The following is a 22128-nucleotide window of genomic DNA, read 5'->3' on the forward strand; positions in this document are numbered from 1 at the left end:
AGTACCTCGCTGGGTCAGACCACCATCAGGTCATTCTTGCCGGAGCCCTGGAACGACCAATGGGCGACGAAACTCCACTTTCGTCGCCCACAACTGCCATTTCGGCCGACGCAACTGCCGTTTCGGCCGACGGGGGTGACGCCTCGGCGGGTCAGGGGCGGTGGGGGGTCTGATTGAGTCGCCAGAAGGTCGTCGCGAGGAGGACGGCGGCCAGGGCGGCGTCGACGCTGAGTACGGCCCAGACGAGGCCTTCGACGGTGGTCTGCATCGCGCCGAGGGCGAGGGCGGCGGCGACGGCGATCCAGAGAAGGTACGCCGAGAGCCGGCTGCGCCGGGCCAGGACCGAGTAGACGAGCAGCTGGAGTACGGACAGCACCATGCCGAGGATCGCGAAGACCCAGAGCAGGCCCTCGATCTCGGCGTAGTCGGGGCCGCCGATGAAGATCATCGCGAGCCAGGAGAGCAGCCAGGATCCGGCGATCGCGCACGCGCCGAGCCCGCCGACGAGCGCGAGCGACTTGACCAGCGCGGAGCGGCGGCTGGCCTCGGCCGACATCGACGGGAAGGCGATGATCACCACGAACTGCGGCAGGAACAGCACTGCCTTGGTGAGGATCAGGCCACCTGCGTACAGGCCGGAGACGTGGTCGGAGAGCACGTTGCGCGCGATCAGGATGTCGACGTTCGAGAGCGCGAAGAAGCCCAGGAGCGCGAACGAGCCTTGCAGCATCTCGACCACGACCGGCTTCACCGGTCCGGGCTCCGCGTCGCCGGCGGCGCGCCGTCGCAGCACCCACCATCCGACGATCGCCGGCGCGAACTGGGCGAGCGCGACGCCGGCCATGGCGGCGCCCTCGGTGGGGCGGATCCACATCGCGGCGGTGGTGACGATGACCCGGGGGATGCCGAGCGCCAGGTAGACCATCGCCAGGTCGAGCCAACGGCGCTCGCCCTGCAGCACCCCGGCCTGGCCACCCATGACCGTCAGCGGTACGGCACACACCGCGACCAGCAGAGCGGGATAGATGGAGTCGAGCCGCAGCACCCGCCACACCAGCGGCGAGGCGACGAGCATGACGACACCGACGACGATGGCCGCCCGATAGGTCGCTCGCAGCACCGTTCGCTCGATGGCGCGCTCCTGGCCGGGCGTCTCGGTCACCCGCCGTGACGCGGTCGCCTGCATCCCGAGCTGGACCACGCCGACCACGAGGAGCAGCGACATCATCGAGGCGACGCCGCCGTACTGTCCGGGGCCGAGGATCCGGGCGGCGATGATCTGGAAGCCGTACGTCGCGATGTTGGTGACCATGATGCAGACCGCGAGGAAGCCGCTGCTGCGGATGAGCGCGGACAGCCGGCGCCGGCGGGCGCTGATCGGGCTGGCGGTCATCGTGGGCACTTGGAAAGCCTATGGCGCGACAGGTCACATGCCGGCACCGGCATCCGCCCAGGATCGGAACTCGATCGCCACAACTGCCGACTCGGCCGACAGAAGTGACTTCTCGGCCGACAGAACTGACGTCTCGGCTGGGTAGGGTGGCCGGCGTGAGCGAGCGGGTGGTGCCTACGTTGTGGGCGGGCGTGCTCGCGGTGCTGATGCTGGGGCCGGCGCTGGGGGCGGGGTTCGTGCTCAGCTACGACATGGTGTGGGTGCCGGATCTTGCGCTGACGCGGGATGTTCTCGGGCTCGGTTCGGGGCTGCCGCGGGCGGTGCCCTCGGATGCCGTGATCGCGGTGGTGGACGAGGTCGTGCCGGGTCTCGCGCTGCAGAAGCTCGTGCTGGTGGGCGCGCTGGTGCTCGCCGGTGCGGGGGCCGCGGAGCTGGTGCGTGACCGCTCGCTCGCCGCGCGGCTGGCGGTGGTGAGCCTGACCGTGTGGAGCGCGTACGTCGCCGAGCGACTGTGGATGGGCCACTGGCCGATGCTGCTGGCCTATGCCGCGGTGCCCTGGCTGGTGCTGGCCGGGCGCCGTCGGACGGCGAGCGAGCCCCGCGCGGACGAGCGCAGCCCGGTGTGGCTGCTCTCGGTCCTGCTCGTCGGGAGTCTGAGCGCCAGCGCGGGAATCGTGTCGGCCGCGGTGCTGCTCGCAACCGGTCTGCGCCGGGGCCGGCGCCCGGTCCGGCTGCTCGCGATGGTGGCCGCGGTCAACGCGCCCTGGGTGGTCACCGGCCTGACTCACGCTACGGAGGCGGCGTCGACTACCGGGTTCGAGGTCTTCGCGCTGCGCGGCGACGCGCTGCCCGCCCCGCTCGCAGCGCTCACAATGGGCGGGATCTGGAACACGTCGGTCGTCCCCGCCAGCCGTGAGAGCTGGCTCGCCTGGGTGGCCCTGGCGCTCCTGGTGGCGCTGGTAGGGGCCGGGTTCCGACGGTGGTGGGCCTCCGACAGCCAACGGACCGCGATCCTGGCGCTTTGGGGCGCCGGGATGGCGATTGCCATCGCAGGCTGGGCCGCGCCGGAGGCGCTCGACGCCCTCGCCCAGGACATCCCCGGTCTCGCGCTGCTGCGAGACAGCAGCCGCCTGCTTCCGCTCTGCCTGCCGCTGCTCGTCATGACCGTCGCGGCCGGGGTCGACACGCTGCGCGAGCGGCTTCGCGGCACCGCACCCCGATGGGCCGCCACCGTCGCCCTGGCTCTCGCCCCGGTCGCCGTGCTCCCCGACGCCGCCTGGGGTCTCGCCGGCGGCATCGGCACGGCCGACTACCCGACGTCGTGGCGGCAGGCCGGTGCGGCGCTCGCCGAGGAGACGGCGCCGGGTGACGTACTCGTCCTGCCCTGGTCCGCCTACCGAGCCCCGGCGTGGAACGCACATCGTCCTGTCCTCGACCCGCTGCCGAGGATGCTGCCCAGGGCGAGTGTGGCCAACGGCGACCTCGTCATCGGCGGGACCGAGATCGAGGGCGAGGACCCGCGTGCGGCAGCGGCCGCCGAGGCCCTCGCCGCACCGGACCCCGAGGCACGGGCGACCGAGCTGAGCCGCCTCGGGATCGCGTACGTCATCACCGACCGCACCGCGGGCGAGGCGCCGCAGGTGGCCGGCGAGACGGTCCACGACAGCGACGACCTGCTCCTGCAGCGGTTGCCGGGGGAGGCGAGCCCGACCGCCAGGCACACGACCGGTCCGGTGGCGCTGACGGCGGTGATCGCCGCATGGGTGGCGTACGGCCTGGCCTGGCTCGGAGCCACAACATCAACAGTTCTGCTACTGATCAGTATTGTTCGCCGGCCGGCTGCTAAAGTTCGCGGCTAGGAGAGGGAGGTCACATATCCATGGGCAACATCATTGCCATCGTCGCCAGCATTCTTGTCGGCGGCGGAGTCGCCGCAGCGACCATCGTCGGCGTCGTCACGAGCAGCACGGACAACACCGTGAAGAATCCTCCGAGCGTCTCGGAGTCGACGATTCAGTACGGCACGAACGACTGAGCGCGACAAAGCTGAAAGGGGCCCGGCGGTTATCCGCCGGGCCCCTTCTCGCTCTGTGCATCTTGAAGAGCGGTCAGTCCGCGCCGACCACGTGCCCCTGGAGCGCCGAGGCGAGCACGGCGTTGAAGTTGAGCTGGCTCTGCTCCCAGGTGTGCTTGCGGGCGTGCCAGCGGGCACCCTCGGCCAGCTCCTTGCGGCGGATCTCGTCGCCGAGCAGGTGATCGAGCGCGGCGACGAAGCCGGCCTGGTCATCGACCAGCACCCCGGACTCGCCGTCGTCGATGGACTCGGTCGTCCCGCCCGCGTCGCGGAACGCGACGGTCGGGGTGCCGTGCTGGGCGGCCTCGGTGACGACCAGGCCCCAGCCCTCCTTCAGCGACGGCAGCGCCATCAGCCACGACCGCTCGTAGACCGCCTCCTTGGTCTCCTCGTCGACATGCCCCAGCATCTCGACGAAGTCCCCGGCCCCCACCCGGGAGACGTACGCAGCCAGCTCGTCGGCCCACCATCCGCCGCCCACGATGCTCAGCCTCAGGTCCGGGTAGGAAGCCCGCAGCGCCACCGCCGCGTCGACGGCGAGCTCGACCCGCTTGTGCGGCACCAGCCGCCCGACGACACAGATGGAGGGGTGCTCGGTCTTCGCCGGCCGGTCGCTCAGGGCCGGCGCGGCGCCGTTGTGCACGACCGCGACCCGGGCGGGGTCGACGCCGAGCGTGGCCAGCTCGGCCCGGGTGGCACGGGAGACCGCGACGTACTGCTTGTGGCGGTAGAGCCGTGGTGCGAGCCACGACTCGACCCACCAGCCGATCCGCCCGGACAGCCCGGGGTAGACCACCGGCCACTGCTCGCGGTGGACGTGGTGGACGAGCACCGTGACCGGCGCCTTGGTGCCGAGCGGGCAGAAGAACGGGAGACCGTTCTGCACGTCGACGACCGCGTCGACGCGGCCGATCGGGCCCAGCCGGCCCAGCGCGAGCAGCAGCACGCCCCACAGGTAGATGCTGAGCTTGCCGCCGCGGCGTACGTAGCGGATGCCGTCGCGCTCCTCGCGGGCGCGAGCGCCCGGATAGGCGGCGGTGAACACGGTGACCCGCGCCCCAGCACCCACCAGGCCGGCGGTGATCTGGTGGAGGTAGTGCTCGGCCCCACCGGCTTCAGGGTTGTCGGTATCGCGCCAGCTGAAGACCGCCACATGGCGACCCTCCAGCTGCGCTCCCTCTATGGCGCGCAAAACTCTTCTCCCCTGACTCGCAGTTCCCCGCTGCTGAGCGTTCCCTCCCCAGGGACGACGCAGTTACCGGAGAGTAGGACATTTCGTGACCAAATGCACACCCCTTGGGGTAAGTCGGTTAGTGTTCCCGCCGTGCCGAACCTCCTCGACCCCCGGAGCGGGGACCAGATCGACGCCCCGGTCGGCAACGACTGGCGGGCGACGCTGCGGCGCTCCGTACGCCTCTTCAACGACTTCCGCGTGGAGCAGACCGATCCCGCGCGCTTCTACACCGCACTGGCGGCAGACTCGGTCGGCCAGCTCGCGCACTACACCGACGGAGAGACCCTTCAGGGCACCGTCCTGCTCGATGTAGGCGGCGGCCCGGGCTACTTCCGCGACGCCTTCATGAACGCCGGCGCGACGTACCTCGCCCTCGACGCCGACGCCGGTGAGATGAAGGGTGCGGGGATCGTCGCCGAGGGCAGCATGCTGGGCGACGGGATGCGGCTGCCGGTCCGCACCGGCTCGGTCGACGCCTGCTACTCCTCCAACGTGCTCGAGCACGTCCCGACCCCGACTGCCATGCTCGACGAGATGCTCCGGGTCACCAGGCCGGGCGGTGTCGTCTTCTGCTCCTACACGCTGTGGTGGGGCCCCTGGGGCGGCCACGAGACCAGCCCGTGGCACCTGCTCGGCGGCCGGTACGCGCGTCGCCGCTACCTGCGCAAGCACGGCCACGAGCCCAAGAACAAGTTCGGCGAGTCGATGTACGCAGCGACCGCCTCCGCAGGGTTGCGCTGGGCGCGCGCCCAGCGCAGGGCGGGCAACGCCGAGATCCTGGCCGCGGTTCCGCGCTACCACCCGGCGTGGGCGGCGTGGCTGATGCGGGTCCCGGTGGTGAGGGAGGTGCTCTCATGGAACCTCCTGCTCGTGCTGCGCAAGACGTGACCCCGGACCGACCCAGCCCCACCTCAAAACTGAGGGTCACGGCGTACGTCGCGATCCTGACCGCGATCACCTTCACCCAGGCCCCGGGCCGGATCGTCGCGGACACCAAGTTCGACCTGAGCGCCGACCCGTGGGCCTTCCTGGCCCGGGCACTGAACATGTGGGACGCCCAGGGCGCCTTCGGCCAGGTGCAGAACCAGGCGATCGGCTATCTGTGGCCGATGGGCCCCTTCTACGGCCTCGGCCAGCTGGCGCAGCTGCCGGAGTGGGTGATCCAGCGGCTGTGGTGGGCGCTGCTGCTCAACCTGGCCTTCCTCGGCGTCCTGGCCGTGGCCCGCGAGCTGCAGCTGGGGCGGCCGTGGGCGCAGGTCGCGGGTGCCGCGGCGTACGTCCTGACGCCACGCGTGATGACCATCCTCGGCGCCAACTCGGCCGAGCTGTGGCCGACCGCGGTCGCGCCGTGGGTGCTGCTCGCCGTCATCCGGGCCAGCGGCACCACTACGACCAAGGACCTGCTGCGCTGGTGCGCCGTGGCGGCGCTCGCTGTCGCCTGCGCGGGCGGCGTCAACGCGACCGCGGTCTCGGCGGTGATCGTCCCGGGTGTGGTCTTCCTGCTGACCCGCACCGGCGCCCGGCGATTCGCCGCGCTGGGCCTGTGGGGCGTGCTGACCATCCTCGCCACCCTGTGGTGGACGATCCCGCTGGTCCTCCAGGCCCGCTACATCCCGCCGTTCCTCGACTACATCGAGACCGCCGCGGTGACCTCCTCGACCACCGGCCTGCTGCCGACGCTGCTCGGCACCTCCGACTGGGTCGCGTACGCCGACCCGCTCTACTACCCGGCCGGGCAGAGCCTGCACGCCACGCCCTACCTGGTCCTCGACGCGGCCGCCGTCGTCGCCATCGGGCTGGCCGGGCTGGCCGGTGTCGGCCGGGCGCGCCGCCACCCCGAGACCCGGTTCCTGATCGGCTGCGTGCTGGCCGGTGCCGTCCTCGTCGGGATCGGCTACACCGGCGCGCTGGCCGGCTGGGGAGCCGAGGCTCGTCAGGACCTCGTCGACGGCGCGCTGGCCGCGGTGCGCAACAGCCACAAGTACGACGCTGTGCTCCGCCTCGGGCTCGCCGCCGGGGTCGTGCTCACCGTCGAGACCATCCTCTTCCGCGCCCAGCTGGCGCGAGCCTCGGGGACGGCCACGAAGGCCGCGCAGTGGCTCAGGACGGTGTTCGTCATCGCCGTGGTGGCCGCGCTGGCCGGCCTGGCGGTGCCCTGGGTGCGCGGCCAGGTGCCGCCGCCCGGGTCGATCGAGAACGTGCCGACCTTCTGGACCGACGCCGCCGACTACCTCTCTGAGAACGACGACGGCGGCGTGACGCTCGTGGTCCCGGCTGCCCGGTTCGGCGACTACCTGTGGGGCAGCACCCACGACGAGGTCCTGCAGCCGTACGCCGACTCCCGCTGGGCCGTACGCGGCGTGGTGCCGCTCGCCGAGCCCGGCAACGTCGTCTGGCTCGACCGGGTCACCGAGGAGATCGAGCGCGGCACCCCCAGCGCGGATCTCGCGCCGATGCTGGCCAAGGCCGGCGTCACCCGGCTGCTGGTGCGCAACGATCTGCACTGGGGCACCACCGGCGCCCCGCCGCCCTCGCTGGTCCATGCCACCCTCGCCCAGTCACCGGGGCTGACCCACGAGGCGAGCTTCGGCACCGAGTTCGGCAACACCACCTACCACCGCGAGAAGGGCACCCGCGTCCTCGTCGACGGTGGACTGGCCGGGGAGTATCCCCCGATCGAGATCTACGAGGTCGATGGCGCCACCTCCGACGGGACCCTGATCCCGGCGAGGACGACAGTGATGGGCGACCCCGGCGAGCCTGCCAGCGGCGCCCAGGCGGTGCTGACCGCCGACGACACCCGGTCCATCGCCGACGACTCCGAGGAGTCGACCGACGTCATCCTGACCGACGGCCAGCGGCGGCGTACGACCCTCTTCTCCGGTGTCCGCGCCAACTCCTCCGCCACCCGCACCGCCGAGGAGGGCGTCGACTCCGACCAGCCCGAGAGCTTCCACCGCTACCTGGAGGACCAGGAGCGGTGGCAGAGCACCGTGGTCTGGCGCGGCGTCGAGGCCGTGGAGGCCTCCAGTTCGGCGGCGACCCCGTCGGAGGTCCCGGTCGACCGCGGCCGGGCGCCCTCGGCGGCTCTGGACGGCGACCCCGACACCGCGTGGCGCACCGAGACCGGATGGGACCGCACCCCCGAGGGCGCCTGGCTCCGGGTGCGGTTCGAGGACGAGACCGACCTCGGCAAGGTCACCATCACGCTGCCCGGCAACGTGGTCGGGGTCGAACGGCTCGAGCTCGTCGCCGGCGCCCAGATGCGGAAGGTCTACGCCCCGCTGCCGGGGGAGGAGGCGACGTACGACCTGACCGGGTTCAGCGCGCGCAACCTCACCGTCACCGCCCGCGGCGCTACCGCCTACGGTCCGTGGGGGATCAGCGAGCTCGACATCGAGGGTGTCGACGCCCAGCGCCTGGTCGCGCTCCCCGAGCCGCCGGAGGACGCCACGATCCGCAAGATCCGGCTCGGTCGCGACACCGACCGCAGCGGCTGCATCGACCAGGGCGGGGTGCTCTACTGCGAGCCGTTCCTGGCCGCCACCGGCGACGACGGCGACGACCTGGACCGGCTCGTCACTCTCACCCGCGGCCAGTCCTTCGACGTCACCGGGACCGTGTCGCTGCGCCGCGACCACGCGTACGCCGCGGCGGCCGCCGACCTCGCCGGGGTGGACGTCACCGCACCGAGCAGCGGAGACATCGCCCAGTCGGCGCTCGCGATGGCCGACGGTGACGAGGGCACCGTGTGGCGGGCGCCCTCGACGGGCCCGGCCACGGTGACCCTCGGGCTGCCCGAGCGGCAGCGGATCAGGTCGCTGCGGCTCATGGTCAACAAGGCGGCCCCGGTCAGCATCCCCACCGAGGTCGAGATCACCGACCTGCGCCGTCCCAAGCGCACGGTCACCCGCGAGGTCGACTCCGACGGCGACATCGAGGTGCCGAGCGGCTGGCGCACCGACCGGCTCCGGATCCGGATCACCGAGACCGACGCCGCCTACGACCAGCCCTCCAGCATGGCCGATGCGACCGAGCTGCCAGCCGGCATCTCCGAGCTGCAGGTCAACGGCCGTCCGCTCGGCGACGGGCGGCTCCGGGCAGGCTGCGCCGACGGACCCCGCATCCGCGTGGGCGAGCGGGTGCTGCGTACGGCGGTCAACGGGTCGCTCTCCGATCTGCTGCGCGGCGGCGAGGTGCCGCTGAGGGTCTGCGGCACGGCCCCGGTCGGCCTGGCGGCAGGCGAGAACACTCTGCTCGCCGATCCTGTGGGACCGCTCCGTTTCGACAGCCTCGAGCTGAGCGCCGAGGTGATCGCGGACGCGGAGACCCCGGAGGCGGTCGAGGTGGAGCGGGACGAGCGCGACGCCGCGGTCTCCGCTACGGTCTCCGCCGAGACCTACGACCGGGTCCTCGTGCTCCCTCAGAACATCAACACCGGCGCCACCGCCACCCTGGACGGCAAGGCCCTGCGCGCCCAGCGGGTCGACGGCTGGCAGCAGGGCTGGATCGTGCCCGCCGGCGCCGGGGGAGAGGTGCGTTTCGGCTTCGCGCCCGAGGAGACCTACCGTGCTGGGCTGTTCGCCGGTGCGGGCGGCATGGTGCTGGTCCTGGCGCTCGCGCTGGTGACCTCATGGCGCCGTCGCGGCACCCCGCACAGCCTGGAGCTGTTCCCCGTGGCCGCGCCGTGGCGGTGGTACGACGGCGGGCTGCTGGTCCTCGTGGCCGGTCTGCTCGCCGGCTGGTGGGGTGCGCTGGCCGCCGTGGTCGCCTGGCTGCTGCCGCGCCTGACCGGCCGTCGGTCGGTTGTCGTACGCCTCATGGCCGCCGGGTCGGGGGCAGCGATGCTTGCCGGCGCCCTGGCCGTGGAGATCCTGCCGACCGCCTGGGACCTGCCCTGGGACCCGCCCGCCTGGACGGCTCAGGCGCTCTCGGTGGTCGCGCTCGTGCTGGTCGCCGCGGCCGCCTCTGTGGCACCGAGCTCGGACGCAGACTCGGGCGCTGCCTCAGGCTCAGGCGTGGGCTCAGGCCGCCGCTTCAGGCGGCGCCCGGAAGGACGCCAGCCGCGCAGCCGCATCATCCGGCGCTCGAAGAAGATGTAGGAGAGCGCCGCGATCGGGATGGTGACGGCGATGGTCATCCCCAGCACCGTCCAGAAGCGGTCGTTGAAGGTGCCGAACCCGAGCAGCTCCATGCCCATGAGCAGCACGAACATGTGGATCGAGAAGACGCCGTAGGAGATCTCGCCCAGCGCGCTGGGCACCGGGCTGGCCAGCCAGCGGCGTACGGGACCCTCGAGCTCGGGCCCGAAGACCAGCGGGAAGATGACGCACACCGCGACCGCGCCGTAGAGCACGCACTTGAGCGCCGACTCGGCCGGCGTCGGAGCATCCACGAGCCCGATCGGGCCGGTGATCGGCGTGCAGGCCGCGACGAAGAGTCCCAGCGCCAGCAGCCACCAGCCGGTCAGGTCGCGCGCGGCAGCGTCCAGCCGGGCCCGCATGCCCGGGTCGACCGAGCAGGCCGCGAGCGCGGTGCCGGCCAGGAACCAGGGCAGGTACGCCGGCAGCCACTCGGCCGCGAACGGCTGGTCGAACCAGGTCCGGGCGCCGGCGGCGAAGACCACGCCGCCGATCGACAGCAGCAGGCAGACGACCAGCACACGGCGTACGTCCAGGCGGTCTCGCGGCGTCAGCAGCCGCACCACCAGCGGCAGGGCGAGGTAGAAGGCGACCTCGGTGCACAGGCTCCACATGTGCGCCAGCCCGTAGGCGTGCGAGTCCTGGGTGTAGATCTGGGTCAGAGTCAGGTTGGCGATCCAGCCGCCGACGCCGACGTCGGAGTTCGCGGGCGCGGCGAGCAGGCAGACGGCCACGACGACCCAGTAGAGCGGCAGGATCCGCAGCGCCCGCTTCCACAGGTAGCGCCCGGTGCTCGGCGGCGGAGCTCCGGCGGCGCTGGCCGCGAACCACGGTCTGGCCAGCAGGAACCCGGAGACCACGAAGAAGAGCGCCACGCCGAGGTCGAAGTGGGCGAGCATCGCCCCGGTCCACCCTTGCGGGTAGCGACCGGTGTGGAACCCGACATGGGTCAGCACCACCATCAGCGCGCCGACGGCGCGCAATGCGTCGAGCGTGAGGAATCGGCGGTCCATATTGCCTCGGGCTCCGCTTCGGCCAGCCATCAGCCGTCCTCCTCCACGGGCCCCGAGATCGGGTCGCCGAACGGCACCAGGCTGCCGACCTCGATGCCACCCAGACACGGCTTCGACCCCGGAGTCAGGCTCTGGAAGCTGATGCTGTCGAAGCGTCCCTCACCCGTACGCACATAGAGACTGCGGAACCCGGGCTCGACCTCGACGTCGTAGGAATGGTCGCCGGCCGTCACCCGCATCCGGCCCGCGTCCTTGTCGGCGGCCACGTACGCGATCCGGATCCACCACCCGGCGCCCTCGACGCCGCCGTCCAGGCCCACCTCGAGCGGCGTCTGCCGCACGCGCATCGAGCACTTGTCCAGGCTCGGTGTCGGGTCGACGGCGCCGACCGAGCGTCGCTCGGGGTCGACCAACGCCGGCCGGATGTGGCCGTCCTTGTCGACCAGATAGAGATTGTCGGTGCTGGCCTCGGGGAACGCCATCTTGTCCGATAGCGGCCGGAGCACCCGGCTCACCTGGTTGTAGGGGTAGGACGCGCCCCAGACCATCCACTGGGGCACAGGCCCGTCCGCCATCGGCAGCGGCTCCTCGACCTCGGCCAGGTCGGCACGGACGGTGTCGATGTAGCGCCGGGTGTTGTCGTCGTCGTGCCAGCTCTCGGCGTAGGAGTAGGACGAGAAGAGCCCCAGCGCCGCGGCGACCGCTGTCGCCACCGCGACCCGTCGCGGGTTGTCGAGGAAGGGTGACGTACGCGTCGGGGTGAGCGTCTCCACCGCCCCGCGCAACGGCAGCGTGGCCAGCGCGAGCGCCATCGCGGTGACCGCGATCGTGTCGGTGAGATAACGGTAGGCGAGCGCGATATCGGCGCCGACCCCGCCGGCCCGGATGGCGGTGATCAGGGCGATGTCGATGACGAGGATGCCGCCGACAAGCCACCAGGCCCGCAGCGCGATCGAGCGGGTGCGGGCGAGCTCGAAGGTCAGCAGCGCCAGCACGCCGACGGCCAGGACAGAGACCACCGCGCCGGGCTCGGCCCAGCCTGCCGAGTTGCCCTCGATCCACTTCCAGCGCAGCGGCCCGCCGACCACGCCGGGTGCCCACGACTCCAGCAGGAACCGCTGGGCGACCAGCGCGAACCCGTTGGCATCGGAGCTTCCCGACGCCTTCGACGATCCCGCGCCCAGCGTGAGGTAGGCGATCACGGAGCCGATCGAGACGAACCCGTAGAGGAGCACGCCGGGCAGGTAGCGGCCCATGATCGTCCGCAGCCGGGTCAGGATGTCGCCGGTCGCGAACCAGCCCAGCGCCAGCACGGCGTACGGCCAGAACAGCAGCATCGCCTTCTCGCCGAAGGCGATGGCGGCCAGGGTGATGAGCATCGTCAGCAGGGCCCAGCGGAACCGCCGCGTACGCAGGTAGTTGAGGTGTGCCCACGACCCCCAGAAGATCGCGGCCAGGAACGGCAGCTGGGTGATCCCGGGACCCCAGGACAGGAACGCCGGCAGGCTGATCGAGCTGAACAGGAACAGCGCCAGCGGCGGCAGGATCCCGCGCCGCTTCCCGAACGCGGAGCAGAGGAAGACCAGCGCGCCCAGGTTCGCGATCGCCTGCAGCACGAGGAGCTCGACGGCCGGGTACGCCCAGGTGTAGGGGTCGAGGCCGAAGTTGTAGGACGTCAGCGCGAACGCCGCCGGCATCAGGTGTCCTGCGAAGCCGTTGAAGAGCAGGTCGGCCGAGAGCCCGTCGGACATCAGCTTCGACATGAAGTTGGCGTCGTCGAAGCGGTACCAGGAGCCGCTCAGCGCCCAGCCGCGGAAGGCGAGCTGGGCGACGATCAGGGCGAGCGCGGCCACGACGACATCTCGGGGAGTCGCCAGGAAGCCGTCGGCAGCGGGCGCGTCAGCTGGCCCGCCGGTGTGCCCGGCAGCTGTGGTGGTGGGATGGGGGGAGGACACGAAGAGGAAGTGTCGCACAGCAGTTTGTGACCCGTTGCACACCTGCCCAGGTATTGCTGCTACGGTTCGCGGATCGAGGGGGGAACTGAGGCCTTGGGAGGGGCAAAAACATGCGAAGAGTGATTGGTTACGTCTTCTTGCTGGTCGGCGCGTTTGCGCTGGTCGCTGCCGCGGTAGCGGGCTTCTGGGGCAGGGACGCCGCGGCGACCGTGCCGCTCAACGTCAACACCACGACCGTCCTGGACGGCACCGCCAGCGGTGCGCTGGCGAAGTCGGATACCCCAGTTCCGGTGAAGTACACCCGGACCACCGAGGCGGCGCCGAAGGAGTCGACCGACGACGTCGTCGTCTTCGTCGAGGCCGGCTGCATCATGATCCAGGAGGGCGACACGCCCGCGTGTGCCCGCGCCGAGGACGACGACCGCGTGGTGACCACCACCGAGCGCGCCTACGCCATGGACCGCAAGAGCTCCGAGGTCGTCGAGGACCAGGCCAAGTACGTCGGTGAGGACCGCGCCGTCGAGGGCATGGCCGGCCTGGCCGGGAAGTTCCCGTTCGACACCGAGCGTCACGACTACGAGTACTGGGACGACACGCTCGGCACGACCGTCATCGCCACCTACGTCGACGACGTCGACGTCAAGGGCGTCAAGACCTACCAGTTCGAGGTCTCCGCCTCCGAGGACGACGCGTCGCTCTCGGCCGGAGAGGACGAGGTCAAGGACACCGAGGACGACATCCGCGGCACGTACGAGGCGACCCAGACGATCTACGTCGAGCCGACCACCGGTTCCTACATCGACCAGGCCGCGACCCAGAAGATGGTCACCAGCACCGGCATGGTGCTGATCGACGCCGAGATGAGCTACTCCGACGAGACCGTCTCCAACAACGCGTCGGACGCCAAGGACAACATCTCCCAGCTCAACCTGATCGGCACCTGGATCCCCGTCGGCGGCCTCGTCGCCGGCCTGATCTTCCTGCTGATCGGCCTGTGGCTGGTCCTGCGCGGTCGCAAGCCCAACGGTGGCGCCCACGCCGCCGCGGACGACCGCACGCTGGTCGACGCCTGAGGCCACCAGATCAACGAACGCGGGCCCGGGAGCTGACAGCTCCCGGGCCCGCGTTCGGCTTCCTGAGCGGGTCTAGCTGCTCGCCAGGTCGGCGCCGAAGATCGCGGTCCCGGGGGTCAACAGCCCCCGGGTGCGCGACCAGCCGCCCCAGACCCGCTCGTGGTCCTCTGGCCACTCGGGCTCGACCAGGTCGGTGATCCGGAACCCGGCGCCGGCCAGCAGCGACACCCAGTCCCCGAGAGTGCGGTGGTGCTCGACGTACGACACCTTGCCGGTCTCGTCGTCGACCTCGACGTAGGGGGTGCGGTCCCAGTAGGACTGGGCGGCGATCAGGCCCTCGGGGCCGGGGTCGTCGGGGAACATCCACCGGGTCGGGTGGGTGATCGAGAACGCGAAGCGGCCGCCGGGCCGCAGGACGCGGGCGGTCTCGTCGAGCGCGTGGGCGATCTCGCTGACGAACTGCAGCGCCCCGAAGGAGCAGAAGACCACGTCGAAGGAGCCGTTGGCGAAGGGCAGGTCGGTCGCGGTGGCCTGTACCGCGGGGACCACGACACCGGTCTGCTCGTCGAGGCGCCGGGAGTGCTGGAGCTGGCGGCCGGACAGGTCCAGCCCGATCGCGCGCCCGCCCTGGGTGTTCACCCATCGGGAGCACTGACAGGCGCCGGAGCCGAGCTCGAGCACGTCCTTGTCGCTGATGTCGCCGAGGATGCCGAGATCGGCCTCGGTCAGACCCTCCGGGCCCCAGACGAAACCGGCCTCACCGAGGAACGGTCCGTGCGTGGCCTGGTACTCGTCGGCGTAGCGGTCCCAGTCGGGGCCGTTCGCGCGGCGCGACTCGGCTTCACCGACCGTACGCCGCTCGGCTCTGACCACTGGGCCGGTTGTTCCGATGGTTTCGATCGCGCCGAAGGGATCGATGGGCGCCTCCGGTCGGACGACCGGGCTGATGGCTTGGTCCACCCCTACAGGGTAGGCCCAGCGGGGTGACGCCGACAGTTGGACGGAGCCTGTGACGGGAGCGTAGGCTAAGAAACTGCGTCTGAAGTCTGCCACGGTCCCAGACCTAGCGGACCTTGGCTTGCTACCTCGGCTGCCGGCTCACACCGGGCGACGAAGCCTGTTGTGCTGGTGCCGGCGAGGGGCTGCTGACCTGAGATTTCAGATGTGTGTGACCCGACGATATCTGTCCACCCAAGGAAACCACCTCCCTTATGACGAGCACGCTCAACATTCCTCTTCCCGATTACGACGCGCCCCAGGTCGCGATCAACGACATCGGGTCGGAAGAGGACTTCCTCGCCGCGATCGACGAGACCATCAAGTACTTCAACGACGGCGACATCGTGGACGGTGTCATCGTCAAGGTCGACCGGGACGAGGTCCTGCTCGACATCGGTTACAAGACCGAAGGTGTCATCCCGTCGCGCGAGCTCTCGATCAAGCACGACGTCGACCCGTCCGAGGTTGTCGAGGTCGGCGACAAGGTCGAGGCCCTGGTGCTCCAGAAGGAGGACAAGGAAGGCCGCCTGATCCTGTCCAAGAAGCGCGCGCAGTACGAGCGCGCCTGGGGCACGATCGAGCAGGTCAAGGAGGAGGACGGCGTCGTCGAGGGCGCGGTCATCGAGGTCGTCAAGGGTGGTCTCATCCTGGACATCGGCCTGCGTGGCTTCCTCCCGGCCTCCCTCGTCGAGATGCGTCGCGTTCGCGACCTGCAGCCGTACGTGGGTCAGACCCTCGAGGCCAAGATCATCGAGCTCGACAAGAACCGCAACAACGTGGTCCTGTCGCGCCGTGCCTGGCTCGAGCAGACCCAGTCCGAGGTTCGCCACGGCTTCCTGACCCAGCTCCAGAAGGGTCAGATCCGCAAGGGTGTCGTCTCCTCGATCGTCAACTTCGGTGCGTTCGTGGACCTCGGCGGCGTCGACGGTCTCGTCCACGTCTCGGAGCTCTCCTGGAAGCACATCGACCACCCGTCCGAGGTCGTCACCGTCGGTGACGAGGTCACCGTCGAGGTTCTCGATGTGGACATGGACCGCGAGCGTGTCTCCCTGTCGCTGAAGGCGACGCAGGAGGACCCGTGGCAGCACTTCGCCCGCACCCACCAGATCGGCCAGATCGTCCCGGGTAAGGTCACCAAGCTGGTGCCGTTCGGTTCGTTCGTCCGTGTCGAGGAGGGCATCGAGGGCCTGGTGCACATCTCCGAGCTGGCCGAGCGCCACGTGGAGATCCCCGAGCAGGTCGTCCAGGTCAACGACGACGTCATGGTCAAGATCATCGACATCGACCTCGAGCGTCGTCGCATCTCGCTCTCGCTCAAGCAGGCCAACGAGACGGTCACCTCGACCGACGTCGAGGAGTTCGACCCGACGCTCTACGGCATGCCGGCCAGCTACGACGAGCAGGGCAACTACCTCTACCCCGAGGGCTTCGACCCGGAGACGGGCGAGTGGCTCGAGGGCTACGACGAGCAGCGTGAGAAGTGGGAGCAGCAGTACGCTCAGGCCCACGCTCGCTGGGAGGCCCACATCAAGCAGCAGCAGGAGGCCGCCGAGAAGGCTGCCGAGGCCGGCGAGGCCACCTCCTACTCCTCGGGTGGCTCGGTCGACGAGACCGTCTCCGAGGACGAGGGCGGCTCGCTCGCCTCCGACGAGGCGCTGCAGGCTCTCCGCGAGAAGCTGACCGGCGGTCAGTGAAACGGTGAGCTGAGGCTCTGAAACGCCGAAGACCCGGTCCCCATCGTGGGGCCGGGTCTTCGGCATCTTCAGGTGCACTCATCCGGGTGCCCGTCTCTCAGTGCCAGCGGACTGCGGGGAGGAAGTCGGGGTCGGAGGCGTGGGACCGCGGGGCGGCCTTGGGGCGGTCGTGGCGTACGGCCGAGATGGTGGCGTAGGCGGCGACGGCGAGCAGGACGATGAGGGCGAGGAGTGCTGTGTTCATGGCAGCAATTCTCCGCTCTAGGAGATCCTGCCACATTGGCAGAAATACCTAATTGCGCGATTTCCTGCCAAATGGCACCCTTCTGAGGTGCTTAGGAACGTGGCTGCGGTGATCTGGGACGGTGTCGCCCCCTTCGAGTTCGGGGTCGTGTGCGAGGCGTTCGGGCTGGACCGCAGCGACGACGGGGTGCCGTTGCTCGAGTTCGGCGTCTGCTCGCTCGAGCCCGGCCTGGTGCGCTCCAGCCTCGGCTTCAGGATCGAGGCTCCGTTCGGTCTCGAGCGCGCCGACCAGGCTGATCTCGTGTGCGTGCCGGCCATGCGCAGGGGAGACCCGGTGCCGCCGCGCGTGGCAGATACGCTGCTGCGCGCCTATGACCGTGGCGCGCGGATCCTGACGGTCTGCGGCGGCGCGTTCGCGCTGGGAGCGGCCGGCCTGCTTGACGGGCTTGAATGCACCACCCACTGGAAGTACACCGACGAGCTCGCCGCCAGGTTCCCCGAGGCGAAGGTGGTGCCGGAGGTGCTCTACGTCGACACCGGCCAGATCATCACCAGCGCCGGCACCGCGGCCGGGCTGGACGCCTGCCTGCACATCTGGCGCCAGGAGTACGGCGCCGCGGTCGCCTCCGCGGTGGCCCGGCGCATGGTCGTCCCGCCGCAGCGCGACGGGGGACAGGCGCAGTTCATCTCCCGCCCCGTGCCCGAGCCCGATGCGGAGACCCTGGGTCCCCTGCTGGCCTGGATCACGGCCCATCTCCACGAGGAGCTCGACGTGGACTCCCTGGCCCGGCAGGTGCTGATGTCACCGCGTACGTTCGCCCGTAGGTTCCGCGCCGAGACCGGAGCGACGCCCTACGCCTGGATCACCGCCCAGCGGGTGCGCCGGGCCGAGGAGCTGCTGGAGCGCACCGACCGGTCGGTGGAGTGGATCGCGGGCGAGGTCGGCTTCGGCAACGCCGCCGCCCTGCGCCACCACTTCACCCGGGTGCGGGGGCTCTCCCCGCAGGCCTACCGGCGCCGGTTCGCCTGCAGCGACAGCCTCGACTCGGCCATGCCCGCCTAGGCGCCGTCAGGTGCCGACAGCGTCCCCATTAGGTTGGGGCCCATGCGCGTAGGACTCACCGGCGGGATCGCCTCGGGGAAGAGCACGGTGTCGGAGCTGCTGGCCGGGTTCGGGGCGGTGATCGTGGACTCGGACAAGATCGCCCGGGAGGTCGTCGAGCCGGGCACGCCGGGGCTCGCCCAGGTCGTGGCGGAGTTCGGGCCGTCGGTGCTGACCGAGTCCGGTGCGCTCGACCGGGCCAAGGTGGGGGAGATCGTCTTCGCCGACGAGGGCGCCCGCGCGCGGCTCAACGCGATCGTGCACCCGTTGGTCGGGGCGCTCTCGACTGAGCTCGAGGAGGCAGGGCGGGCGGCCGGGAAGCTGGTCGTCAACGACATCCCGCTGCTGGTCGAGGTCGGCTACGCGCCCTTCTTCGACGAGGTGATCGTCGTCGACGTGCCCGTCGAGACGCAGGTCGAGCGGGCGATCGCGCGCGGGATGACCGAGATCGACGCCCGCGCCCGCATCGCCGCGCAGGCCAGTCGCGAGGAGCGGCTCGCCGCGGCGACGTACGTCATCGACAACACCGGCTCCCTCGACGACCTGCGCAAGCGGGTCCGGGAGATCTACGACGCCCTCGCCGGAACGCGGTAATAGATGGGTGTTGCTGACATACTCGGCCGCGTGACTGGGGGCAAGCACACCGATTCAGAGGATCAGCAGCGTCGTCCGAGGCGTTGGCTGCGACCGGTGATCGCGGGGGCCGTGCTGGCCCTGGCGGCCGGGGCGGGCGCGGCGGCGGTGACCGTCGGAATGCCGACGAGGGTCGAGGACGAGCCGAACAGGCCGGCCAATGCCACCACGAAGACCGACCCGAAGAAGGACACGACGCCGCTGGCCTGGGGTCCGACGCGCGGAGAGCTGGCGACGGCCCGCGAGCTGGTGGCGGGCTGGGACGAGGAGCAGCTCGCCGGACAGGTGATCGTCGGCCGCTACCACGGCACCGATCCGGCCAAGGCCGCCAAGATGGTGCGCAAGCTCCACCTCGCCGGGGTCAGCGTGACCGGCGAGAACGTCGTCGACGAGGCTCAGGTACGCGAGACAACCGCCGCGGTCTCCCGCGCGGTGGCGGCCGATGGCCGCTCGTTCCCCGCGGTGATCGGCGTCGACCAGGAGGGTGGCGTCGTCTCCCACCTGCGCGGTGTGGCCACCGAGTTCCCGGAGTTCGCCCGGACGGGTGACGCCATCGAGGCGAAGCCGCGCAAGGGAGTCACGGTGACGACCGAGGCGGCGCGGACGACGGCGCTCGAGCTGCGCGACCTGGGCTTCACCTGGGCGTTCGCCCCGGTTGCCGACGTGACCGTGGGCGCGGCCGATCCGACGATCGGCTCGCGTTCCCCGAGCGAGGACCCGAGGATCGCCGCGACGGCGGTCTCCGCGGCCGTACAGGGCTACAACGCCGCCGGTCTGGTCTCCACCACCAAGCACTTCCCGGGCCACGGCGCGGTCACCGGTGACACCCACCTCGGGCTCCAGGAGCTCGACTTCGGGAAGAAGAAGCTCCAGCGCCGCGACCTGGTGCCGTTCGACGCCGCGGTGGATGCCGGGGCTCCGTCCGTCATGATCAGCCACGTCGACGTCAAGGCCGTGGCCCCCGGGAAGCCGGCCAGCATGGCGGCCCCCATCTACGACCTGCTCCGTGACGACCTCGGCTTCGACGGCATCGCCGTCACCGACTCGCTGGGCATGGGCGCGGTCACGACCACCACCAAGAAGCCCTCGGTGGCCGCCCTCGAGGCCGGCGCCGACCTCCTGCTGATGCCGGCTAACTCCAAGGCCGCCCACCGCAGCGTCGTCAAGGCCATGCGCTCCGGCCGCCTCGACCGCTCTGTTGTCGAGGGCGCCGCCGCCAAGGTCGTCGCCATGCAGCTGTGGCAGCAGCGCACCGCCGGCGCGGTGCCGGTTCCCGGTGACGTACGCGAGCAGGCCGAGCGGGCCTCCACGGCTCTCTCCGAGGCCGCCTCGCAAGGCTGACCCTTCGCTGCGCCTGTTCATGGCACCATCGACGCATGAGCCTCGTGCTTCACGTCGACCTGGACCAGTTCATCGCGGCGGTGGAGGTGCTACGCCGGCCAGAGCTCACCGGTCAACCGGTGATCGTCGGTGGACGAGGAGACCCGACCGAGCGGGCGGTGGTCTCGACGGCCTCGTATGAGGCTCGAGCGCACGGCGTCGGTTCGGGGATGCCGCTGCGGCTGGCGGTGCGGAAGTGTCCCGACGCGGTCCTCCTGCCGGTCGACCACGTGGCTTACGACGAGGCCTCCGCGGGCGTCATGGACACGCTTCGATCGCTGGAGTGGGGCGGCGTACCAGTCCTGGTCGAGGTCCTCGGCTGGGACGAGGCGTTCCTCGGGCCCGGCCCCGACCACGGTGACCTCGGCGATCCGGCGGCCTTCGCCCAGGACGTACGCGACGTGGTGCTCGAACGCACCCGGCTGCGCAGCGGCGTCGGTGTCGGCGACAACAAGCTGCAGGCGAAGCTCGCCACCGGGTTCGCCAAGCAGCGGGTCGATGGTGCCCTCGCGCGTGAGGCCGGTGCGGGTGGCCATGAGCCCGGTCCGGGCGGGCAGCTGCGGGGGACCGGCGTATACCGAATCAGCCACGACACCTGGGATGCCGAGATGGGCCACCGACCGACCGATGCGCTGTGGGGGATCGGGGCGAAGACCGCCAAGCGGCTCGCCGGCCTCGGGATCGAGACGGTCGCCGAGCTGGGAGCGGCCTCGGCGGAGCGTCTCGCGGCCGAGATCGGCCCCACCACAGGCCCCTGGCTGCGCCGTCTGGGCCGTGGCGCGGACACCAGCCCCGTCGACCCCTCGCCGTGGGTCGCGCGCGGCCACGGCCACGAGGAGACCTTCCAGCAGGACCTCGTCGAGTGGCCCGACATCGTCGCCGCGACCCGCCGCCTGTGCGCCGAGTGCCTCGCGGACGTGGTGAAGGAGGGACGCCCGGTGACCAGGGTCGAGATCAAGGTGCGGCTCAAGCCGTTCTTCACCGTCACCCGCGGCCACAAGCTCCCCGAGCCCACCCTCGACCCCGATCGCCTCGCCGACGAGGCTGAGGCGCTCTTGGAGCGGGTCGAGAAGGACCGCCCGGTCCGCCTGATCGGCGTACGCCTGGAGATGGCCCCGCCGCCGGGCGGCTACTGACCGCCAACCTGGCTGAGGCTCGACACAAAGACTCGGCGCCCCCGAAGGGGCGCCGAGTCAATGGTGTTGTCAGGCCGCGAGGTCGGGGTCTGCGAAGCGGCGCAGCTTCTGTAGGGCCTCGCGCTCGAGCTGGCGTACGCGCTCGGCGGAGATGCCGTGCTTGACACCGATGTCGGCGAGCTTGTGCTGACGGCCGTCGGTGAGGCCGTAGCGGGAGCGGACGATGTCGGCGGAACGCTCGTCGAGCTGGCCGACCAGCGAGTTGAGCCGCTCGCGCGACTCGACGTCGATGACGTCCATGTCGGGCGACGGTGAGGACTCCTGCGCCATCAGGTCACCCAGCGAGGTGTCGCCGTCCTCGTCGATCGGCGTGTCCAGCGAGACGTGGTCACGACCCCAGGAGAGCAGGTCGAGGACGCGGTCGATGTCCATTCCGAGCTCGCCGGCGATCTCCTCCGGTTCCGGGTCACGGCCGAGCTGCCGCTCCAGGGTGCGGCGGGCGCCGCCGACCTGGTTGAGCTCCTCGACGACGTGGACGGGGAGCCGGACCACACGCGCCTGCTGGGCGATGCCACGGGTGATCGCCTGGCGCACCCACCACGTCGCGTACGTGGAGAACTTGTAGCCCTTGGTGTAGTCGAACTTCTCAACGGCCCGGATCAGGCCGGTATTTCCTTCCTGGATCAGGTCGAGCATCGGCATCTGCGCGCGGCCGTACTTGCGCGCGATGGACACCACCAGTCGCAGGTTGGCGTTGATGAACTGACGGGTGGCGCGGTGGCCTTCCTCGGCCAGCCATTCCAGCTCGGCTCGGGTGGCTCCACCGGGTGCCTTCTTGCGGCCGACCCGGCCCTCGGCAAGCAGATGCTCGGCCATCAGGCCGGCCTCGATCGCCTTGGACAGCTCAACCTCTTTGGCGGCATCCAGGAGCTCGTTGCGGGCGATCTCGTCGAGATACAGCCCGACGCTGTCTCGCCCCTCGATCTCTCGGGTGGCGGTTGCGGTGCGTGTCGCCATGGGAACCTCCTCACGGTGAGGTTTGTGGCCTCACGGTGGTT

16 protein-coding genes and 1 pseudogene are annotated in these 22128 nt (G+C 70.8%); 10 read left to right on the plus strand and 7 right to left on the minus strand.

Annotated elements, in window-relative coordinates; all coding sequences use genetic code 11:
* Window positions 1-151: 151 nt before the first annotated feature.
* On the minus strand, window positions 152-1393 hold the full coding sequence (locus tag AB0F44_RS26095; protein WP_357359764.1) for an oligosaccharide flippase family protein: 1242 nt from the start codon (window positions 1391-1393) through the stop codon (window positions 152-154).
* A 155-nt stretch (window positions 1394-1548) separates the two neighbouring features.
* Between AB0F44_RS26095 and AB0F44_RS26100 the strand changes: the two genes are divergently transcribed.
* Together AB0F44_RS26100 and AB0F44_RS26105 are read left to right on the plus strand one after the other, a co-directional pair.
* A complete protein-coding gene (locus AB0F44_RS26100) occupies window positions 1549-3252 on the plus strand; it encodes a hypothetical protein (protein ID WP_357359699.1) in 1704 nt (567 codons plus the stop codon).
* 20 nt (window positions 3253-3272) lie between these two features.
* Complete coding sequence (locus tag AB0F44_RS26105; protein WP_350661307.1) at window positions 3273-3428, plus strand: hypothetical protein; 156 nt, start codon at window positions 3273-3275, stop codon at window positions 3426-3428.
* A 73-nt stretch (window positions 3429-3501) separates the two neighbouring features.
* Here the strand turns inward: AB0F44_RS26105 and AB0F44_RS26110 are convergent, their stop codons facing one another.
* Window positions 3502-4620: a glycosyltransferase family 4 protein gene (locus AB0F44_RS26110; protein WP_357359701.1), complete on the minus strand. Its 1119-nt coding sequence runs from the start codon at window positions 4618-4620 to the stop codon at window positions 3502-3504.
* A gap of 171 nt (window positions 4621-4791) precedes the next feature.
* On the opposite strand from AB0F44_RS26110, the gene AB0F44_RS26115 reads away from it, so the two are divergent.
* Both AB0F44_RS26115 and AB0F44_RS26120 read left to right on the plus strand, forming a co-directional pair.
* Window positions 4792-5589, plus strand: a complete 798-nt coding sequence (locus tag AB0F44_RS26115) for a class I SAM-dependent methyltransferase (protein WP_357359703.1) — start codon at window positions 4792-4794, stop codon at window positions 5587-5589.
* Complete coding sequence (locus AB0F44_RS26120; protein WP_357359705.1) at window positions 5556-9803, plus strand: alpha-(1->3)-arabinofuranosyltransferase family protein; 4248 nt, start codon at window positions 5556-5558, stop codon at window positions 9801-9803. The genes AB0F44_RS26115 and AB0F44_RS26120 overlap by 34 nt, the downstream gene beginning before the upstream one ends.
* A 14-nt stretch (window positions 9804-9817) precedes the next feature.
* On the opposite strand, the pseudogene AB0F44_RS26125 reads toward AB0F44_RS26120, so the two are convergent.
* Window positions 9818-10885 (minus strand): annotated as a pseudogene (locus AB0F44_RS26125) (acyltransferase); the annotation flags it as partial.
* Window positions 10885-12810 carry a hypothetical protein gene (locus AB0F44_RS26130; RefSeq protein ID WP_357359707.1) on the minus strand — a complete coding sequence of 642 codons (1926 nt, stop codon included), beginning with the start codon at window positions 12808-12810 and terminating at the stop codon, window positions 10885-10887. The pseudogene AB0F44_RS26125 and the gene AB0F44_RS26130, both read right to left, overlap by 1 nt.
* A gap of 110 nt (window positions 12811-12920) precedes the next feature.
* Here AB0F44_RS26130 and AB0F44_RS26135 point away from each other — a divergent pair, with 110 nt between their 5' ends.
* The gene (locus AB0F44_RS26135; protein WP_357359709.1) at window positions 12921-13883 is read left to right on the plus strand and encodes a DUF3068 domain-containing protein; all 963 of its coding nucleotides are present in this window, start codon (window positions 12921-12923) and stop codon (window positions 13881-13883) included.
* Between the two features lie 72 nt (window positions 13884-13955).
* On the opposite strand, the gene AB0F44_RS26140 is transcribed toward AB0F44_RS26135, so the two are convergent.
* Window positions 13956-14843, minus strand: a complete 888-nt coding sequence (locus AB0F44_RS26140; protein WP_357359711.1) for a class I SAM-dependent methyltransferase — start codon at window positions 14841-14843, stop codon at window positions 13956-13958.
* A gap of 251 nt (window positions 14844-15094) precedes the next feature.
* Between AB0F44_RS26140 and rpsA the strand changes: the two genes are divergently transcribed.
* Window positions 15095-16576, plus strand: a complete 1482-nt coding sequence (gene rpsA / locus AB0F44_RS26145) for a 30S ribosomal protein S1 (RefSeq protein WP_350661292.1) — start codon at window positions 15095-15097, stop codon at window positions 16574-16576.
* A 97-nt stretch (window positions 16577-16673) separates the two neighbouring features.
* Here rpsA and AB0F44_RS26150 read toward each other — a convergent pair whose 3' ends face one another.
* Window positions 16674-16820, minus strand: a complete 147-nt coding sequence (locus AB0F44_RS26150) for a hypothetical protein (protein WP_350661290.1) — start codon at window positions 16818-16820, stop codon at window positions 16674-16676.
* 99 nt (window positions 16821-16919) lie between these two features.
* Here AB0F44_RS26150 and AB0F44_RS26155 point away from each other — a divergent pair, with 99 nt between their 5' ends.
* Genes AB0F44_RS26155 through AB0F44_RS26170 form a run of 4 tightly spaced genes read left to right on the plus strand, consistent with a single transcriptional unit; the run spans window position 16920 to window position 21070 of the window.
* Entirely contained in the window at window positions 16920-17882 is a 963-nt protein-coding gene (locus tag AB0F44_RS26155) for a helix-turn-helix domain-containing protein (RefSeq protein WP_357359713.1), read from the plus strand.
* 42 nt (window positions 17883-17924) lie between these two features.
* Window positions 17925-18515 (plus strand): dephospho-CoA kinase, encoded by a 591-nt coding sequence (coaE, locus tag AB0F44_RS26160; RefSeq protein WP_357359715.1) that lies wholly within the window; start codon window positions 17925-17927, stop codon window positions 18513-18515.
* 30 nt (window positions 18516-18545) lie between these two features.
* Window positions 18546-19895 carry a glycoside hydrolase family 3 N-terminal domain-containing protein gene (locus AB0F44_RS26165; protein ID WP_357359717.1) on the plus strand — a complete coding sequence of 450 codons (1350 nt, stop codon included), beginning with the start codon at window positions 18546-18548 and terminating at the stop codon, window positions 19893-19895.
* A 35-nt stretch (window positions 19896-19930) separates the two neighbouring features.
* Window positions 19931-21070: a DNA polymerase IV gene (locus tag AB0F44_RS26170; RefSeq protein ID WP_357359719.1), complete on the plus strand. Its 1140-nt coding sequence runs from the start codon at window positions 19931-19933 to the stop codon at window positions 21068-21070.
* Between the two features lie 69 nt (window positions 21071-21139).
* On the opposite strand, the gene AB0F44_RS26175 is transcribed toward AB0F44_RS26170, so the two are convergent.
* On the minus strand, window positions 21140-22087 hold the full coding sequence (locus AB0F44_RS26175) for a sigma-70 family RNA polymerase sigma factor (protein ID WP_141803993.1): 948 nt from the start codon (window positions 22085-22087) through the stop codon (window positions 21140-21142).
* Between the last annotated feature and the right edge of the window lie 41 nt (window positions 22088-22128).

It is taken from the genome of Nocardioides sp. NPDC023903 (genome assembly GCF_040639295.1).
In the GTDB taxonomy this organism is placed as follows: Bacteria; Actinomycetota; Actinomycetes; order Propionibacteriales; family Nocardioidaceae; genus Nocardioides.

Bases quoted from the DNA above. Each gene is read 5' to 3' on its own strand.
- AB0F44_RS26095 (WP_357359764.1), bottom strand. From the start codon at position 1,393: ATGACCGCCAGCCCGATCAGCGCCCGCCGGCGCCGGCTGTCCGCGCTC.
- AB0F44_RS26105 (WP_350661307.1), top strand. From the start codon at position 3,273: ATGGGCAACATCATTGCCATCGTCGCCAGCATTCTTGTCGGCGGCGGA.
- AB0F44_RS26120 (WP_357359705.1), top strand. From the start codon at position 5,556: ATGGAACCTCCTGCTCGTGCTGCGCAAGACGTGACCCCGGACCGACCC.
- AB0F44_RS26135 (WP_357359709.1), top strand. From the start codon at position 12,921: ATGCGAAGAGTGATTGGTTACGTCTTCTTGCTGGTCGGCGCGTTTGCG.
- rpsA (WP_350661292.1), top strand. From the start codon at position 15,095: ATGACGAGCACGCTCAACATTCCTCTTCCCGATTACGACGCGCCCCAG.
- AB0F44_RS26150 (WP_350661290.1), bottom strand. From the start codon at position 16,820: ATGAACACAGCACTCCTCGCCCTCATCGTCCTGCTCGCCGTCGCCGCC.
- coaE (WP_357359715.1), top strand. From the start codon at position 17,925: ATGCGCGTAGGACTCACCGGCGGGATCGCCTCGGGGAAGAGCACGGTG.
- AB0F44_RS26170 (WP_357359719.1), top strand. From the start codon at position 19,931: ATGAGCCTCGTGCTTCACGTCGACCTGGACCAGTTCATCGCGGCGGTG.
- AB0F44_RS26175 (WP_141803993.1), bottom strand. From the start codon at position 22,087: ATGGCGACACGCACCGCAACCGCCACCCGAGAGATCGAGGGGCGAGAC.